13 protein-coding genes and 1 pseudogene are annotated in these 18,093 nt (G+C 71.6%); 8 read left to right on the top strand and 6 right to left on the bottom strand.

Annotated elements, in window-relative coordinates; all coding sequences use genetic code 11:
* Nucleotides 1-33: 33 nt before the first annotated feature.
* Both ACZ68P_RS27120 and ACZ68P_RS27125 read right to left on the bottom strand, forming a co-directional pair.
* Nucleotides 34-990, bottom strand: coding sequence for a cyclase family protein (locus ACZ68P_RS27120; RefSeq protein ID WP_471010608.1), 957 nt, complete (start codon nt 988-990; stop codon nt 34-36).
* Nucleotides 987-1,985, bottom strand: coding sequence for a fumarylacetoacetate hydrolase family protein (locus ACZ68P_RS27125; protein WP_471010610.1), 999 nt, complete (start codon nt 1,983-1,985; stop codon nt 987-989). Before ACZ68P_RS27125 ends, ACZ68P_RS27120 begins: the two co-directional genes overlap by 4 nt.
* A 127-nt stretch (nt 1,986-2,112) precedes the next feature.
* On the opposite strand from ACZ68P_RS27125, the gene ACZ68P_RS27130 reads away from it, so the two are divergent.
* A complete protein-coding gene (locus tag ACZ68P_RS27130) occupies nt 2,113-3,027 on the top strand; it encodes a LysR family transcriptional regulator (RefSeq protein ID WP_471010611.1) in 915 nt (304 codons plus the stop codon).
* Nucleotides 3,028-3,255: 228 nt separating this feature from the next.
* A complete protein-coding gene (locus ACZ68P_RS27135) occupies nt 3,256-4,503 on the top strand; it encodes an MFS transporter (RefSeq protein WP_471010612.1) in 1,248 nt (415 codons plus the stop codon).
* A 307-nt stretch (nt 4,504-4,810) separates the two neighbouring features.
* Here ACZ68P_RS27135 and ACZ68P_RS27140 read toward each other — a convergent pair whose 3' ends face one another.
* Nucleotides 4,811-5,860 carry a LacI family DNA-binding transcriptional regulator gene (locus ACZ68P_RS27140; protein WP_471010613.1) on the bottom strand — a complete coding sequence of 350 codons (1,050 nt, stop codon included), beginning with the start codon at nt 5,858-5,860 and terminating at the stop codon, nt 4,811-4,813.
* A gap of 256 nt (nt 5,861-6,116) precedes the next feature.
* Here ACZ68P_RS27140 and ACZ68P_RS27145 point away from each other — a divergent pair, with 256 nt between their 5' ends.
* The 5 genes from ACZ68P_RS27145 (at nt 6,117) to ACZ68P_RS27165 (ending at nt 14,880) form a co-directional block, all read left to right on the top strand.
* Nucleotides 6,117-7,430, top strand: coding sequence for an ABC transporter substrate-binding protein (locus ACZ68P_RS27145; protein WP_471010615.1), 1,314 nt, complete (start codon nt 6,117-6,119; stop codon nt 7,428-7,430).
* 91 nt (nt 7,431-7,521) lie between these two features.
* Complete coding sequence (locus ACZ68P_RS27150; RefSeq protein ID WP_471010617.1) at nt 7,522-8,406, top strand: carbohydrate ABC transporter permease; 885 nt, start codon at nt 7,522-7,524, stop codon at nt 8,404-8,406.
* Nucleotides 8,407-8,409: 3 nt separating this feature from the next.
* Complete coding sequence (locus ACZ68P_RS27155) at nt 8,410-9,306, top strand: carbohydrate ABC transporter permease (RefSeq protein ID WP_471010619.1); 897 nt, start codon at nt 8,410-8,412, stop codon at nt 9,304-9,306.
* Between the two features lie 47 nt (nt 9,307-9,353).
* Nucleotides 9,354-11,933, top strand: coding sequence for a family 78 glycoside hydrolase catalytic domain (locus tag ACZ68P_RS27160; RefSeq protein ID WP_471010621.1), 2,580 nt, complete (start codon nt 9,354-9,356; stop codon nt 11,931-11,933).
* A 469-nt stretch (nt 11,934-12,402) separates the two neighbouring features.
* Complete coding sequence (locus ACZ68P_RS27165) at nt 12,403-14,880, top strand: beta-glucosidase (protein ID WP_471010623.1); 2,478 nt, start codon at nt 12,403-12,405, stop codon at nt 14,878-14,880.
* Nucleotides 14,881-14,953: 73 nt separating this feature from the next.
* On the opposite strand, the gene ACZ68P_RS27170 is transcribed toward ACZ68P_RS27165, so the two are convergent.
* Complete coding sequence (locus tag ACZ68P_RS27170) at nt 14,954-15,604, bottom strand: DUF4360 domain-containing protein (protein ID WP_471010626.1); 651 nt, start codon at nt 15,602-15,604, stop codon at nt 14,954-14,956.
* A gap of 305 nt (nt 15,605-15,909) precedes the next feature.
* On the opposite strand from ACZ68P_RS27170, the pseudogene ACZ68P_RS27175 reads away from it, so the two are divergent.
* A pseudogene (locus ACZ68P_RS27175) lies at nt 15,910-16,179 on the top strand (DUF3253 domain-containing protein); the annotation flags it as partial.
* 18 nt (nt 16,180-16,197) lie between these two features.
* Here ACZ68P_RS27175 and ACZ68P_RS27180 read toward each other — a convergent pair.
* The gene (locus tag ACZ68P_RS27180) at nt 16,198-16,821 is read right to left on the bottom strand and encodes a GNAT family N-acetyltransferase (RefSeq protein WP_471010628.1); all 624 of its coding nucleotides are present in this window, start codon (nt 16,819-16,821) and stop codon (nt 16,198-16,200) included.
* Nucleotides 16,818-17,909, bottom strand: coding sequence for a ThiF family adenylyltransferase (locus tag ACZ68P_RS27185; RefSeq protein WP_471010630.1), 1,092 nt, complete (start codon nt 17,907-17,909; stop codon nt 16,818-16,820). Before ACZ68P_RS27185 ends, ACZ68P_RS27180 begins: the two co-directional genes overlap by 4 nt.
* Nucleotides 17,910-18,093: the final 184 nt, after the last annotated feature.

Raw genomic sequence — 18,093 nt, forward strand, 5'->3', positions numbered from 1 at the left:
ACTCCCTTGTTCCTCGGGCTTGGGGGCCCCGGGCTACTTGACGGCGATCGGGTTGACGGGGGACCCGACGGCGCCGGTGATGGGCAGGGGGGCGGCGGTGAGCCAGAACTCGTGGACGCCGTCGGCCGCGCAGTCGTCGGCGAGGGCCTCCAGGTCCCACATCTCGCCGATCAGCAGGCCGAGATGAGGGATGACGACCTGGTGCAAGGGCTGGAAGGCATGGTCGAACTCGTTGGGCCGTACCTCGAAACCCCAGGTGTCGGTGGCGATCGCGGCGATCTCGCTGGTGTGCAGCCAGGACGCGGTGGTGAAGGACAGACCCGGGGCGGCACCTCCGGCGTAGTCCCCCCAGCCGTCGCGGCGGACGCGGGCGAGCTGCCCGGTACGCACCAGCACGATGTCGCCCCTGCCGACCGTGACCCCGTGGGCGTCGGCGGCGGCCGACAGGTGCTCCTCGGTGATCGCGAAACCGTCCGGCAGCTCCCCGTCCGTGCCGGCCGTGCGGCCGATGTCGAGGAGGACGCCGCGCCCGGCGACGTACGGCGCCATGTGCTCGATGCCGGTGACCTGGTCGCCGTCGGAGGTGACGACCTGTTCGGCTGGGCGGCCGTTCCACGCCTTGCCGTGGTCGAAGATGTGCCCCAGGCCGTCCCACTGGGTGGAGCACTGGAGCGGCATGGCGATCACGTCGTCGGCCCCGCCGATCCCGTGCGGCAGGCCCTGGTTGCCGAGGGCCGCGTCCGTACCGGTGTCGAGCATGGTGTGGACCGGGTTGGTCCGGCGGCGCCAGCCCTTCTGCGGGCCGTTGATGTCGAAACGCTGCGACAGCGAGAAGCTCACCCCGCGCCGGACGAGCGAGGCACCCTCACGGCGCTTGGCCTCGTCCAGGAAGTTCAGGGTGCCGAGGACGTCGTCCTCGCCCCAGCGGCCCCAGTTGGAGCACTCCTTCGCCGCCTGGGCGATCGCGCCCTCGGGGTCGTGGCGGTTCACGCCTCCTCCGCCGCACATCGCGTGCGCTGGGCGCCGAGACCCGTGATCGAGGCGTCCATGACGTCGCCGTCGCGCAGCAGCCGGCCCCAGTGCATGCCGTTCCCGGCGGGGGACCCGGTGAGCACGAGGTCGCCGGGAAACAGACGCGCGCTCTGGGAGGCGTACGAGACCATCCGCGCCACGTCGAAGATCATGTCCTTGGTGGACTCGTCCTGCATGACCTCGCCGTTCAGCTTCAGGGTCAGCCGCAGGTCGCCCGTGTCCCCGAGCGACTCGGCCGGCACGATCCACGGTCCCAGCGGTGTGAAGCCGGGCGCGTTCTTGCTGCGCAGCCAGTCCGTGCCGATCTGCGGCATGTCCCTGCGGAACACGGTGGCCCGGTCGGTGAGGTCGTTGGCGATCGTGTAGCCGGCGACGTACTCAAGCGCCTCCTCGACGGAGACCCGGTAGGCCGGGCGGCCGATGACCGCGGTCAGCTCCAGCTCCCAGTCGGGCTTCGCGGCCCACGAGGGAAGTGTGACCTCGTCGTAGGGTCCGGCGACCGCGCTGGGAAGCCCGACGAACACGTAGGGGAGGTCCTCGGCGGCCCGCCGGTCCATGATCTCGGCCGCTTCGGCGCGCGCCTCCTCCTCGGACCGTCCGTCGGACGGGTCGCGGTGGGCGACGTGGAGGTCGATGACGTGCCGGCGGTAGTTGGCGCCCGACTGGAAGACCTGCCGCGGCTCGACGGGAGCCAGGACCCGGAAGTCCGCCAGCGGTCGGCGCGCGAGCCCGGTGTCGGCCGCGAGCTCGCGCAGCCGCGGCAGCACGTCCGGCCACCGTTCCAGCAGCCCCCGCACCGTCAGTCCGGGATCGGCCAAGGCCGTCCGCAGGTCGAGGACCTGCCCGTGCGGGTCGACGAGAGCGGGGAAGGCCGGGCCGTCACCGGCCGAAAGGGTGCCGAGGGCGAAAGGCCCGGCGAAAAGGTCAGAAGCGGTTCCAGGTTTCACCGACATGTCCTCCTGATTGCGATGGCACTAATCTGAACCCCTCCCGAGCAATCAGGGAAATCGATTGTATGGATGCGATCCATACACTGGCTCGATACTCTCTGGTCGGCGCCCGCACCCGAAGGAAAGCCCCGTGAACCTGGCCCGTCTCGACCTCAACCTCGTCGTCGCCCTCCGCGCCCTGCTCGAAGAACGCAACGTCACGAAGGCGGGGCAGCGCGTGGGACTCAGCCAGCCCGCCATGAGCGCCGCGCTGGGACGTCTGCGGCGGCACTTCGGCGACGAACTCCTCTCCCGCGTCGGCGGCCACTACGAACTCACCGCCCTCGGGCAGGTGCTCCTGGACCGCACGGCCACCGCCTACGACGTGCTCGACCGGCTCTTCGCCAGCCAGGCCGCCTTCGACCCGGCCAAGGAGAGCCGGGAGTTCCGTCTCGTCGCCTCCGACTACGCGGTCGACGTCTTCGGGGTCGAACTGGCCCGCGCCGTCCACGACGAGGCTCCGGGCATCCGGCTGCGCTTCACCCGCACACCCATCACCGTCGTCGATGACACGGCCAGCCTCCTGAGCGCCACCGACGGCCTGCTGATGCCCCACGGGGTCATCAGCGACTTCCCCGCCACCGACCTCTACGACGACCGGTGGGTCTTCGTCGTGGCCGACGACCACCCCAGCGTCGACGACCGGCTGACCAGGCAGGACCTGGCCAGGCTGCCCTGGGTCACCTACCAGCGCACCTACGACGCCCCGGCCGTGCGGCAGCTGGGCATGCTCGGCATCGAACCCCGCGTGGAGGTCTCCGTCGACAGCTTCCACGCCCTGCCCGCGCTCGTCGCCGGCACCCGGCGCATCGCGCTGGTCCAGGCCCGGCTGGCGCGCCTGATGGCCCCGCTGCACGCCGTACGCGTGATGGAGCCGCCCTACGAAGCCGTCCCGCTGCGCGAGGCGCTGTGGTGGCACCCGGTCCACACCCACGACGCCGCCCACATCTGGCTCCGGGAGATCGCCGCGAGGGTCGGGAGGCGCCTGGCCGACGCGGAGGCCTGAGGGCTTGCCCCGCACCACCCGCGTCGCCCTCGGGCGGCGCATCCGCGGGTATCCGTCGGGTGGATCGCGGGGATAGCGACAACCGATGGCGCGAGGGGTGGGCAGCGCGTCCGCCGGAACGCATAGTCGAGGGCACCTTCGCCCCTGGCGCCGACGTCACCCCGCAGCAGGCACGTGCCGTCCAGTGGGCGCTGTTCCCCGTCTTTCTCAGCGCTCTGGAGTGCCGCCATGCCCGCGTCCGTCGCCCCACCCTCCCGCGCCCACGACACCCCCGCGGCCCCCGCGGGACGACTTCCGGCCTTCGTGCTCATGGCGGGCAGCTGCCTGCCCGTCCTCGGGGCGGTGCTCCTCGCACCCGTCCTGCCCCGCATGCAGGACCACTTCGCGACCGTGCCGGGCAGCGCGGCCCTGGTCCCGGTGGTCCTGACGGTTCCCGCGCTGGCGCTCGCCCTGCTGGCCCCCTTCGCCGGCGTCATCGTGGACCGGCTCGGCCGCAAGCGCCTGCTCGTCGTCGCCACGCTCCTCTACGCGGTATTCGGCACCGCGCCGCTGCTGCTGGACTCCCTGCACGCGATCCTCGTCAGCCGGATCCTGGTCGGCATCACCGAGGCCGCCATCATGACGGCCTGCACCACCCTCATCGGCGACTACTACAGCGGGGAGCTCCGCGACAGGTACCTCGCCCTGCAGACCATGTGCGCCTCGGCCTCGGCCACGGCCTTCTTCGTCATCGGCGGCGTCCTCGGGGCGGCCGACTGGCGCGCCCCCTTCTGGCTCTACGCCATCGGCCTGCTGATCGCCCCCGTCATGGCACGCGTCCTGCCGACTCCCGTCCCCACGGCGGCGATCGGCGCGACGGATCCGGCGGCCGCGGAGGCCGCGAGACGTCCCTTCCCCGTACGCCGGATGGCCGGGATCTGTCTGCTCACCGTCTTCGGCGCCGTGGTCTTCTACACGGTGCCCGTCGAGATGGCCTACCTCCTCGACGAGCAGGGCGTCGTCTCCACCGGAGCCATCGGCGCCGTCACCGCCGTCGCCAGCGCCGCCACCGTGCTCGGGTCCGTCGTCTTCACGCGGCTCTCCCCGAGCAGGCGCCACCGGCTGCCCGTCCTCTTCGCCCTGTGCGCGGCCGGCTTCCTGCTGATGGGCATCGCCGACAGCCTCCCCCTCCTGATCGCGGGAGCCGTCGTCAACTGCGTCGGCACGGGTCTGCTGCTGCCGTCCCTGGTCACCCGGGCGATGTCCCGGCTGGAGTTCGCCGACCGGGGACGCGGAATGGGCCTGTGGACGGCCGCCTTCTTCCTCGGGGAGTTCCTCTGCCCTCTCGTCCTCCTGGGAACGAAGGGCCCGGCGGGCAGCCTCGCCGCGGCCGTCGCCGTGCTCGGAGCGGGTACCGCCGCCGTGGCCGCCCTGCTGCTGCTCCCGGGCCGCCGGGCCCGCGTGGCCGCGGCCCTGCCCACGGGCGAGGGGCGGTGACCCGGCTTCCGGGGCGAGGGCCCACCGCACGCCGGGTCACCGTCGCCGCTCGTCGGCGTGGCCCGAACGGACGGGGCGCCGGCTCGCCATGAGCAAGGACGCGAGCTGTTTCCCGGGCCGTGCGCTCACCGAGCGCACGGCCCACAGCCGTGCCCGGAGCGGACGCCCGTGCCGGCGCCGGGGTGGCGCCCCTCCGGCCAGGCCCGTCGCCGCCCGGCCCGTCGACCGGCACCCGCGCGTGCGCCAGGCCGCGGCCGTGCCCCGCTTTCCGCAGCGCCGTCCCGACCGCCCTTCAGCGGTGCGTGTCCTACCGGGCCCGTGGTGCCGCGGTGCTGCGCCGGACCACCAGGCGCGGGGTCATCGTGGTCCGCATGGCCCGGTCGCGGCGGCCTTCCACCCGTTCGATCAGCATCCGGGCCGCGGACGACCCCATGGTGTGCCCCGCCTGGTCGACGCTGGTGAGCTGGACGGGGGCGAGCGCGGCGAGCGCCGTGTCGTTGTAGCCGACGAGGGAGACGTCACCGGGAATCGAGAGCCCCAGCTCGTGGGCGGCCCGGTAGAGGCCCAGCGCCGCCACGTCGGCGCCGGCCATGACGGCCGTCGGCCTGTCGTCGCCGCTCAGGAGCGCGATGCCCGCCGCGTGACCGCCGTCGTCGGAGTAGGCGGCGTGGTGGACGCGCGCGCGGTCGGCGAGGCCGTGGCGTTCCATCGCCTGCCGGTAGCCGTCGGTCAGCGCGATCTCGGGGGTGCGCTGCCAGCGGCCCGTCCTGGTGCCCGCCGCCGAGACCAGGGCGATGTCACGATGCCCGAGGGCGACCAGGTGGTCCACCACCAGGCCGGCGCCCAGGTCGTCGGCGTCCACGACCGAGTCGTGGAGGTCGGAGCCGTCGTGGTGTCCGATGACCACGGTGGGCGTCGACGCCGCCGTGGCGAGCACCTCGGCGCGCGGAGCCCCCGGGGCGATGAGGATCAGGCCGTCCATCTGGCGGTCCACCAGCGATCGGATCGTCCGGGACTGCTCCTCCGCGTCGAACCCGGCCGCCCCGATCAGCACGGTGTACTCGCTGTCCCGCAACTCCTCGCGGATGCCGTCGAGGATGTCGGCGAAGAAGGCGTTGCGGACGTTGTCGAGCAGGACGCCGATGGTGTAGGTCCGCCCGCGCATGCCCCGGGCGGCCGCGTGCGGGCGGTAGCCCAGTTCCGCCATCGCCGCCCGGACCCGTTCCTGCATCGCCGGGCTGACGCCGTACGCGTTGCGCATGACCTTGGAGACGGCGGCGGTGGAGACGCCGGCATGGCGAGCGACGTCGGTGATCGTCACCCGCTTGTCGCGCCCGGGCGAGCTGTCCGCGGCCATGAGAACCCCGATCTCCATGCGTGTGGTGCAACGGTCTACACGATTCGAGCCTGGGTGGCGTCCGCTCATCGGCCAGGCGACGACGATGTTACGCGTCTGTGTCTTGACTATGCCAGAGGCCAGGGGTCATGGTGTTGCCCAACTTGGATGGAGAACGTTCTACACCGCTCCGAGTGTGACCCGCGGCCGTAGCGTCCCGCCGCCCCGGCGCCCGCCCGGCGCCCCTCTCCTCTCTCACGATCCCTGGGAGTCACCCGTGCCCCACCGCATGATCCGTGCCCGCCGTACCCGCCCGATCCTCCTCTCGGCCGGCGTCATGTCCCTGGCCGTTCTCGCCACCGCCTGCGGTGGCAGCGGTGGCGGCACCTCCGCGGCGTCCAAGAACTTCACGTACTTGAGCGTCACCGAGAACACCACCACCAGAACGGCCCTGACCGCCCTGTCGAAGGGCTCGTGCAAGGCCGAGAACGAGGCCCAGCCGCTGAAGGTGGAGACCGTCCCCCAGGCGAGCCTGGACCAGAAGCTCCAACTCCTCGCCGGCCAGGACGCGCTCCCCACGCAGTTCGCGGCGGGCAACGCGCCGGCCCTCACCAAGCAGCTGGATAAGTCCGGAAGGATCGCCGACCTCACGCTGGAGCTCCAGCGTCTCGGGGTGTACGACCAGCTCGAGCCCGCGGCCGTCTCCACGATCAAGGCGCTCTACGGCGGCAAGCTGGAGGTGCTGCCGTACGAGTACAACATCGAGGGGATCTTCTACAACAAGAAGATCTTCAAGGACAACGGGCTCCAGGTCCCCGGGACGTGGGACGAACTGCTGGCGGCGTCGGAGAAGCTCGACGCCAAGGGCGTCCAGCCCTTCGCCGCCTCCGGCCAGCAGGGCTGGCCGCTGACCCGGCTCGTCAGCGGGTACCTGTACCGGAGCCTCGGTCCCACCGCCCTGGAGAAGGTCGAGGACGGGACGGCGAAGCTGACCGACCCCGCCTACGTCAAGGCGGCGGAGGAGATCGCCGCGCTCGGCAAGAAGGGGTACTTCGGCAAGGGCGTCGGCTCCATCGACTACGACACCGCGATGAACCAGTTCCTGACGGGCAAGTCCGCCATGTTCTACATGGGCAGCTGGGCCCTGGCGAACATCGCCGACCCCCAGCAGAACAAGGTCGGTGCCGAGAACGTCGGCTTCATGCCGTTCCCCGCCGTCACGGGCGGTGCCGGATCCGTCGACCAGTACCCCTCCAACGTCGGACTGGCCATCACGCTCAGCGCGAAGGGCTTCGACAAGAAGACCGGCGCCTGGGTGTCCTGCATCGCCGAGAACTACGGCAGCACCGCCCTGAAGGACCACGGCTCCATCTCGGGCTTCAAGGTCAACGCCCCGGTCAAGGACGCCAACGAGGTCACGAGCACCGTCCGCAAGACCATCAGCACCTCCCAGCAGAACGTCCTGTGGTTCGAAGCCCTGTTCAGCACCAAGGCGACGACGCTCAGCCAGACCAACGCGGCCGGCCTCGTCAGCGGCAGCATCAGTCCGCAGAAGTTCATGGAGACCGTCCAGGAAGCGCTCGGCCGGTGATCCCTCGGGAGCGGGCGGCCCGCCACCACCCGGCGGGCCGCCCGCTCCCGACCGGCCGGCCTCTTCACCCGCAACGAAGTGGACACCACTGATGCACCGCGTACTCGGTGACCGCAGGGCGATCGCGATCCTCCTCGGTCCCGCACTTCTCGTCTACACACTGATCATGCTCGTCCCGATGGTGTGGTCGCTCGGGTACTCCTTCACCCAGGGCAACTCCATCGACGGTTTCACCGGCAACGGCCTCGCCAACGTCACCCGTCTCCTCTCCGACCAGGCCGTCCACGACGCCCTCTGGTTCACCCTGAAGTACGCGGTCGTCGTCACCGCCGGCCAGGTCGTCGCCGGCTACCTCCTGGCCCTGCTCTACGTCTTCTTCCTCAAGAAGGCCTCGGCGCTCATCCGCACGCTGGTCTTCTTCCCGGTCGTGCTGCCCACCGTCGCCGTGGGCCTGCTCTTCCAGAAGTTCTTCCAGGTCGCGCCGCAGACGGGCCCGGTCAACTCCCTTCTGAACGCCGTCGGTCTGGACTCCGTCGACTTCTTCGGCAGCGCCGGCAGCGCCTTCTGGGTCCTGGTCGTCATGGACATCTGGCGCTCCATGGGCTTCTACGCCGTCCTGCTCTTCGCCGGTCTCGTCGACATCCCCGACGAGCTCCTCGAATCGGCCCGCCTCGACGGTGCCTCCGGCCTCCGCCTCATCCGCCACATCGTCCTGCCGCTGTCCCTGCCGGTGCTCATGTCGTCCCTCATCTTCAGCGTCAACGGCACCCTGAAGGTCTTCGACTCCGTCGTCGCCCTCACCAACGGCGGCCCCGGCAACGGCACCACCCCGCTCACCCTGTACATGTTCCAGACGTCGTTCACCTACAGCGAGTACGGCTACGGCAGCACCATCGCGCTGCTCCTGACCGTCGTGTGCCTGCTGGTGAGCCTGGCGGTCTACCGCGTCTCGCGGCGCGACCTCACGGAGGGCTGACAGATGGCCATCGACACCCCCGTCAAGACCTCCGCGACGCACAGGCGCACCGACGGCAAGCCCCGCCCCGCCCGCGCGGCGGGCAGCCGGCTCTGGGTCAGGATCGCCGTCGGCCTCTTGCTGATCATCGAGATCTACCCGCTGGTCTGGATGTTCCTGACCTCGCTGAAGTCCAACAGCGACTACCTGAACAACTCCACCTGGAGCCTCCCCACCACCTGGGAGTGGGGCAACTACACCGAGGCCTGGACCACGGGGAACATCGGCCTCTACGTCGAGAACAGCCTTCTGGCCGTCGTTCCCGCCCTGGCGCTGATCCTCCTCCTGGGCACCGCGGCGGGCTTCGCCCTCCAGGTCATGGTGTGGAAGGGGCGCAGCCTCACCCTGCTGGTCTTCCTCGCGGGCATGATGGTCCCCCCGCAGATGATCCTCCTGCCGCTCTTCACCGTCTACTTCCGCACCGGCCTCTCCGGCACCCTGTGGCCGCTGATCCTCACCTACGCCGGAACCGGGCTCCCGCTGACCGTCTTCATGATGGCCACCTACTACAGGACCGTCCCCCGGGAGCTCTTCGAAGCCGCCACCCTCGACGGCGCCGGCATCCTGCGCGCCTTCTGGACGATCAGCCTGCCCATGGTCCGCAACGCGCTGCTCACCGTCGGCCTGGTGCAGTTCTTCTTCATCTGGAACGACCTGCTCATCGCCCTGACCTTCACCAACAACCAGGACCTGCGCACCATCCAGGTCGGCCTGCTCAACTTCACCGGCGACTTCGGCGCCACCCAGTACGGGCCGCTGTTCGCGGCCATCTGCATCAACGTCTTCGGCACTCTCGTGATCTACCTCTTCCTCAACCAGAAGGTCATGAAGGGCCTCACGTCGGGAGCGGTCAAGGGCTGACCGGCGATCCGCCCCAGCCCCTCCCGAGCACACGAAAGGTCCCTCCCTTGCAGTCCCTCCAGCCCTCCCCGGTGCGCTTCGAGCACCTCCCGGACGGCCTCGGCATCGGCACCGCCGCTCCCCGCCTGTCCTGGACCCCGGCGCCGGGCTCCGGCGCCCAGGAAGCGTACGAGGTCGAGCTCGACCGCGGCGGCCGCCCGTGGCGGACCGGCCGCGTCACCGGGGCCGAGCACCTCTTCGTCCCCTGGCCCGGAGAACCGCTCGCCTCCCGCGAGCGTGCCGTCGTCCGCGTACGGACCTGGTCCTCCGGCAGCGCCGGACCGTCGCCCTGGAGCGCCCCCAGCACCGTCGAGGCCGGCCTGCTGCGTCCCGAGGACTGGATCGCCGTCCCCGTCGGCGCCGCCTGGGACGAGGGCACGGCCGCCGAGCGCCGCCCGGCCCGCGTCCGCAAGGACTTCCGGACCGACCGGCCCGTCGCGCGAGCCCGCCTCTACATCACCGCCCACGGCCTGTACGAGGCGGAGATCAACGGCACCCGCGTCGGCGACGAGGCGCTCGCGCCGGGCTGGACCGTCTACCCCCACCGATTGCGCTACCGCACCCACGACGTCACCTCCCTCCTCACCGAGGGCGCCAACACCATCGGCGCCTGGCTGGGGGACGGCTGGTACCGCGGCAGGTACGGCTTCGACGGCGGCACCCGCGACATCTACGGCAGCGACCAGTCGCTCATCGCCCAGCTGGAGGTGACCTACGAGGACGGCACCACCAGCGTGGTCGCCACCGACCTCACCTGGCAGGCGGCTCCGAGCCCCATCCTGACGAGCGGACTGTACGAGGGGGAGACCTTCGACGCCCGTCTCGACGACCCCCGGTGGTCCACCCCGGCGGCCCGGGCCGGTGACTGGACTCCCGTACGCGCCGGAAAGCGGGACCCCGCGACCCTCACCGCCCCCGACGGCCCGCCGGTCAGATGCACCGAGGAGGTCTCCCCGGCCACGATCACCCGCACGGCCGACGGCCGGTATCTGCTCGACTTCGGGCAGAACCTCGTGGGCAGGCTCCGCATCACCGCCGACGGCCCCGTCGGCACCACCCTCACCCTCCGGCACGCGGAGGTCCTCCAGGACGGAGAACTGGCCACTCGGCCCCTGCGCGAGGCCCGTTCCACCGACACCCTCGTCCTGCCCGGCGGCGGGCCGTACACCTGGGAGCCCCGCTTCACCCTGCACGGCTTCCGCCACGCGGAGATCACCGGCTGGCCGGGCGACCTCACCGAGGACGCCGTGGCCGCGCGCGTCCACCACACGGACATGCGCCGCACCGGCTGGTTCGAGTGCAGCGACCCGATGGTCAACCGGCTCCACGAGAACGTCGTGTGGAGCATGCGCGGGAACTTCGTCGACCTGCCCACCGACTGCCCCCAGCGGGACGAACGGCTGGGCTGGACCGGCGACATCCAGATCTTCGCCCCCACCGCGACCTTCCTCTACGACTGCGCCGGCATGCTCGACTCCTGGCTCACCGACGTCGGCCTCGAGCAGCTGCCCGACGGCACCATCCCCTGGTACGTGCCCGTCATCCCCGGCGAACCGATGTGGACGCCCATCCAGCCCGGCGCCGCCTGGGGAGACGTCGCCACCCTCACCCCCTGGGTGCTCTACCGGCGCTACGGCGACCTCGAACTCCTGCGCCGCCACTACTCCATGGCCCAGGCGTGGGTCGATCGCGTCGAGACGCTGGCCGGCCCCGACCGCCTCTGGGACACCGGCTTCCAGCTCGGCGACTGGCTCGACCCGGCCGCACCGCCGGACGATCCCGCGGGCGGCCGCACCGACCGCTACCTCGTCGCCACCGCCTACTTCGCCCACTCCGCCCGTCATCTCGCCCACTCCGCCCGCGCCTTGGGCCGCACCGCGGACGCCCTCCGGTACGGGACACTCGCCGACGAGGTCACGGCGGCCTTCCGGTCCCGGTACGTCCTCGGCACGGGCCGCATGTCCAGCGACAGCCCCACCGCCTACGCGCTCGCGATCGGCTTCGACCTGCTCGACGCCTCGCGGCGGCAGACCGCGGGTGACCGCCTGGCGGAACTCGTCCTCCAGGACGACGCCCGCATCGCCACGGGCTTCGTGGGCACGCCCCTCGTCTGCGACGCCCTCACCGACACCGGGCACCTCGACATCGCCTACCGCCTGCTGTTGCAGACCGAATGCCCCTCCTGGCTCTACCCGGTGACCATGGGCGCCACCACTGTGTGGGAGCGCTGGGACAGCCTCCGCCCCGACGGGACCCTCAACCCCGGTGGCATGACGTCCTTCAACCACTACGCCCTCGGCGCCGTCGCGGACTGGCTCCACAGGGTCATCGGCGGCCTCGCCAGCACGGCGCCCGGCGCCCGGACGCTCCGTTTCCGGCCCCGGCCCGGAGGCGGCATCACCTGGGCGCGCACCCGCCACGAGACGCCCCACGGAACCGCCTCGGTCTCCTGGGAGGCGACCACCGCGGGCGTACGGGCCCGCCTCACCGTGCCCCCGGGCTGCACCGCCGTCGCCGAACTCCCCGGCCTCGCACCCGTCGCGCTCGGCCCCGGAACGCACACCCTCGGCCCGGACGCGCGCGACTGAGCACATCTCGCGGCGGGCACGCCTTTCCTCGGGAATGCCCGGCATGAAGCGATCCTTCATGCCGGGCATTCCCGTGCCCGAGGGTAAGGAGGTTTCCGCATTCGTATGCCGGATGGCGGTCATCGAATATCCGTATGGCGATCCCGGCCTCACGTGGGCGGCTTGTCTCATTCTTCTTTCTCTGTGCCGGAGAATTCTTTGATCGAGCAGGTCAGAGGCGCTCCGATCAATTTCCGATGTCAGAAGGGTTGACCGGAAGCGGCGATGACAATAGCTTTCCGATTCGTGTGAGGCGCTTCACCTCGAGCGCCCGAAGAGTCCTTGGAACTGGGTACCGCGGGACGCGGAAAACCCTCGAGGACGGAAAGCGCAAGAACTCGCCGGCCCGTGCCCTCGCCGCCGGACATCCCAGTTTCGCACCCGACCTCGGCGGGCCCGCCCCGCCCTTTCCCGCGTCCGGAGAGCCGCTGTGAACCGACGATCCTTCCTGTCCTCCGCCATCGCCACCGCTCTCGCCGTCAGCATGGCCCCCGTGGCCAGCGCCCAGGCGATCACCGCGCCCGACCCCCGCGCCTTCGAGCGGGCCGACGCCCTCCTCGCCCGGATGACCGCCGCCGAGAAGGAGGCCCTCATCCGGTGCGACTTCGCCGCCGTCGCCCACCTCGGCATCCCCGCACTGACCATGGTCGACGCCTCCGCCGGCCTGCGCGGCGAGCAGGGCGTCACCGCCTTCCCGGTCCCCCTCGCCCAGGCCGCTACGTTCGACGAGGACCTGGCCCGGCGCATCGGTGTCGCGCTCGGCACCGAAGGACGCGCCAAGGGCTACAACAGCCTCCTCGGCCCCACCATCGACCTGGCCCGCACCTGGCACTTCGGCCGCCAGGCCGAAACCATGGGGGAGGACCCGCTGCTCGCCGGCCGCCTCGGAGCGGCCCTCACCACCGGCATCCAGAGCCGCCGGGTGACCGCCACCGTCAAGCACTTCGCCGCCTACACCCAGGAGGTGAACCGCTTCTTCACCGACACCCTGGTGTCCGACCGGGCCCTGCACGAGGTCTATCAGGCGCCCTTCCGCCGGGTGATCGCCGCCGCGCCGACCAGCTCGGTCATGATGGCCTACCCGAAGATCAACGGCACCTTCGCCACCCAGAGCCCCGCCCTCTTCACCGACGTCAAGAACCGCCTGGGCCTCCAGGGTTACACCGTCCCCGACTTCTGGGCCGGGGACGACCAGGTCGCCGCCGCCAAGGCGGGCATGGACCTCGCCGGGCTCGGCCCCGCCGGCGTCAAACTGGCTCCCGGCGCACTCACCGACGGCTCCGTCCCCGCCTCCCGGGTGAACGACGCCGCCCGCCGCATCCTCGTCACCATGTTCGCCAACGGGCTCGTCGACAACCCCGTCTCCTCCCCGGTCCAGGACGCCAGCACGCCCGCGCACAAGGCCCTCGCCCACGAGGCCGCGCTCGAATCCACGGTCCTGCTGGCCAACCGCTCCTCCGCACTGCCGCTGCCGGCCGGGCTGAGGACACTGGCGGTCATCGGCCCCGCCGGCACCGACGCCTTCACCGGTGTCTCCGGCTCCACCTACGTCGACCCCGGCCCCTGGACCACGCCGCTCCAGGCCATCCGGACCCGCGCGGGCAGCGCCGTGAAGGTGACCCACACCCAGGGCAGCAGCGGCGACATCCCGTTGGCCACCGTCCCCTCGGTCGTGCTGCGCACCGCCGGCGGGGCCGCGGGCCTCAGCGGACGCTATTACGCCACCGCCGAGCCGACCGGGACCCCCGTGGTGACCCGGACCGACACCGTCGTGGACTTCATGAGCGCCCCCGTCGACACCCTGCCGGCCGTCTGGTCCGCGACATGGTCGGGCACCCTGACCCCGACCCACACGGGCCTGCACCGCTTCTCGCTCCTGACCGCCGGCACGGCCACGCTGAAGATCGACGGAGTCGCCGTCGTCTCGGGATCCCGGGGCACCCGGCGCTTCTTCCTCGGCCCCTACGACTATCCGCTCCAGGGCACCTGCGACCTGACCGCCGGCCGGACGGTCTCCGTGGAGCTGACCTACACCAACGCCGGCGCCGACCCCGGTACGTGCGGGCTCACCCTCGGATGGCAGCCCGCCTCCCTCATCCCCGCCGCCGTCCAGAACGCGCGGGCGGCCGACGCCGCCGTCGTCTTCGTCAACCGGGTGGCAGGCGAGGCTATGGACCACGAGCGGCTCGACCTGCCCGGGGACCAGAACCGTCTCATCGCCGCCGTCGCAGCGGCCAACCCCCGCACCATCGTCGTCCTGAACACCGACGGGCCCGTGGCCATGCCCTGGCTCGACGACGTCGAGGCCGTCGTCCAGGCCTGGTACGGAGGCAGCGGCATGGGCACCGCACTCGCCGCCGTCCTCTTCGGCGACAGCGACCCCTCCGGCCGCCTCCCGGTGACCTTCCCCGCCGACCCCGCCCAGGGACCCGGATCGACCCCCGCGACCTACCCGGGCCAGAGCGGCGCCGTCTCCTACGACGAGGGCATCGCGGTCGGCCACCGCTACTACGACGCCAAGGGCAAGCAGCCCCGGTTCCCCTTCGGGCACGGCCTGTCCTACACGACCTTCGCCCACGGCTCGCTCACCGCCGCCTACGACCCGGCCAGGAGGTCGGTCACCCTCGCGGTCGACGTCACCAACACCGGCGGCCGCGAGGGCACCGAGGTCGTCCAGGTCTATGCCACGCTGCCGAGCGCCGCCCAGGCGGAACCGCGCCGGCTCGTCGCCTTCCGCAAGATCACCCTGGCCCCCTCCGCCACGCAGCGCCTCACCTTCACCCTCACCCCCGACGAGCTCGCGGTCTGGAACGCCGGCGCCTGGACACTGGTCCCCGGCCTCTACACCCTCGCCGTCGCGCGCAACTCCCGTGCCGTGACTGCCCAGCGGGCGCTCACGATCACCTGATCGCCGGGGACCCGGGCCGCTCGGGAGCGGAGCCCCGGCCGGGAAGGGGGAGCCCGGCCGGGGCGGCCCGGTGTCACCTCTCGGGGCACTCCTTCCACGCGAGGTGGTAGACGGTGCTGATGTCACCGTCGGTGGAGTCCATGGTCATGTAGCTGGTGGCGGCGGGGTCGGACGTCCCGGCGTTCACGCGCAGCTCGGTGTTGATGTTGAAGTTCCGCTGCACTCCGCAGGGCGCCCATACGAGCTGCGCCCAGTCGGTGTCGTCCGTGGCCTGCCAGTTGTCCTCGTACGGACCGCGGAAGGTGTGCGTACGGGACGCGGTGCTCGGCGAGCCCTGGAAGTAGTACGACGCCTTCTCGGCGCTGCTCGCACCGGGCCGGAGCGACGCGTAGCCGCGGTAGTCGGCGCTGGCGATCGCGTAGGTGAATCCCTGGGGCACGTGCACCAGAAGGTTGAGCTGACAGTTCCGTCGAGCTGCCGTGGGGGAGGAGCCGCCGCCCACCTGGGCGAGGTACTCGCTGTAGGTGACGGTGAAGGCGGTGTTGTCCTCGGACACGGCGATGGCGGCGGTGCCCAGGGGACAGCCGGAGCCGTTCACCGTGGCGATGTCGATGACGATCCTGTCCGGGGGCGGGTCGACGATCGACGACGGGCCTGCCTGAGCGGGCAGGGCCGAGGCGAACAGAGCGGTGATCGCTCCGCTGACCAGCAGGGGGACTCTCATGGTTCTCCCATCGACGGCTGAACGAAAGGGGTGGTGCGATCGGCGACGGTTGAAGCATCATGTACATGACAGATGCCCGGGCCGGGCCGCCCTCGCCGATGTGGGCGGGGGGTGGTCGAATGCTAGAAGCCCGCGCGCGGCGGGGCAGGCGACACCCCGGCCAACAATCGCCCCGCGAAAGCCCCCTTCTTTGGCTCGTAAGAGCGGGTGGCGCCCCTCCTGCCCCACCCACCCCTCGCGAACCGTGCGCACCGCGCCTGGGCCGGTGTCGTCGGTGCCGGCAGCGCCGGTGCGACACTGGCCGGGTGACGGACGACGAACGGCGGACGGTCCGACGCCTGGAACGGGCCATCCTGGAACTGCTGGAGCGCCGCGCCCCGACCGCGACGATCTGCCCCTCCGACGCTGCCCGCGCCGTGTACGAAGGGGACGACGACGGCTGGCGCGAGCTCATGGAGCCCGCGCGCCGCGCCGCGCGGCGGCTGGTCACGGCCGGAGAGGTGGAGATCACCCAGGGCGGCCGGCCCGTCGAGCCGGCGAAGGCCCGGGGACCGATCCGCATCCGCCGCGTCCGCCGACCCGCGGGTGGTCCGTCAGGTGGGCAGAAGCGAGGGCGAGCCGTCGAGGATCGCGAGCTCGGCGGGTGAGGCCTGGCGCTTCCACTCGGGCGCGAGCGCGGTGTAGGTGTCGACGTCGTGCCAGCAGCCCTGGGTCCGGAAGAGCTGGCGCAGGGTCGCCTCCGGCCGCAGGCCGGCCGCCCTCATCACCGGGGGCATGTGGTGGTGATCCGTACGGTGGCCGGCCCAGATCCTGTGCAGGCCGAGAACGCCGAAGCCGTACGCCATGAGCAGGCGTCCGGCCTCGTGTCCGTGGCCCCGCACGGGCGCCCCGGGCAGCAGCACCAGGGACGTGAGCATCGCGTTGCTCCCGTACTCCTCGACCAGCAGGCCCATCGTGCCAAGCATGGTGTCGTCGTCAGGGGCGCACACCGCGAGGGTGTACGTGCGCCGCGGCCGGGCGAAGGGCTGCGCGAGTGCCTGCGCGAAGGCGTCGTGCGCCTGTCCGGGGTCCATGCGGTCGATGCCGAGGTACCGGGTGAGCACCCGGTGGGTCAGGATGCGCCGGAAGGCATCGTGGTCGTCGACCCGGAGCTCGCGCAGGCGGAGGCGGTCGCCGCGCAGGTCCGGGACTCGGTTGTCGTGGTGGACGCGGTTCACGGTGCTGCTCCGTCGGCTGCGGGGATGAGGGCTTCGAGGTCGATGGAGTACCGCCCGGACGGCACCGGCCGCCCGAGCAGGATCCGGCGGGCCGTGTCGGTGACGAGCGCCCCGCCGAGCATCACGCCGCTGGCCAGCTGCGGCCAGCTCGACAGGCTCGTGCCGACGCGGGAGAGGGCGTCGGTCATTGCCGGGCTCAGGCTCCGCTCGTCGACGACGCGCACCAGGAAGTCGACGAGTTCACGGCCGTCGAGGCCGCGGACGTCGGCGGCACGGACGTCGCCGGTGCGGCCGTGGAAGAGGGGGCGGTCGGGCTCGGTGTCGAAGCGTTCGACATCCAGCAGTCCGCGGTCGTTGGCGTCCATGAGGACCGGCAGCCGGTGGCGGCGGGCGTGTTCGCGGGCCGCCACCTTGACCCACGGCGTGTCGCACTCCTCCACGAGCAGATCGAGTCCGCGGTCGGCGGCCACCCCCGTGCCTTCGCGGGGCGCGGCGAAGAAGGCGTCGATGCTCTCCTCCGTCACGCCGCGGCGGTAGACATCGATGTCGAGGTAGGGGTCGAGCTCGTACATGCGGCGCGCGCAGATGACCGTCTTCTCCAGCCCGAGTTCGTGCACCCCGCACCGCAGCCGGTTGAGGTTCGACAGGCTCAGCCGGTCGAAGTCCGCGAGCCGGAAGGAGCCTCCGACGCCCTCCATGGCACAGGTCAGCGCGGCGCTGTTGCCGACGGACAGGCCGATGACGCCGATCCGGCGGGTGAGCAGATGCCGCTGCTCGTCGCGGGTGATCTTGTCGCGGTTGCGGTCGGTCCGCACCTGCCGGAAGGCGTCCTCGGGCAGGACCCGCACGAGGCGGCCGGACCACGGATACCAGACCCAGGTCCCGTACGCGTCGGGCGGCACGCTCCCCCGGGCGTCGGCCACGGCGCGCTCCAGGGCGGCCGGGCCGAACGACTCTCCGGGGAACCGGCATCCCACCAGCTCCTCGAGCTGGGCGTCGATGCGGTCGTGCACCTCGCGCAGGGTGGGGGAGTCGAGGAGAGCCTTCACGGCCTCCGCGTCGTCGGGCCGGGAAGGGTCGAGGAGCACAGGACGAAACGATTCGGCCGGACTGGTGGCGGCACGGCCGGGGCCGGGACCGTTCCACCCGTCGCCGAAAGAGGGGGAGTTGGGGGTCACGGATCCGAAGCTAGCAAGAGGACGATCTTGAACAGGCGCGGTTCACCTCCCCGCGCACGTTCGAAATGATCTTCTAGTTCTCCACGCCCGCGCG

This window comes from Streptomyces sp. NPDC036822, assembly GCF_055609145.1.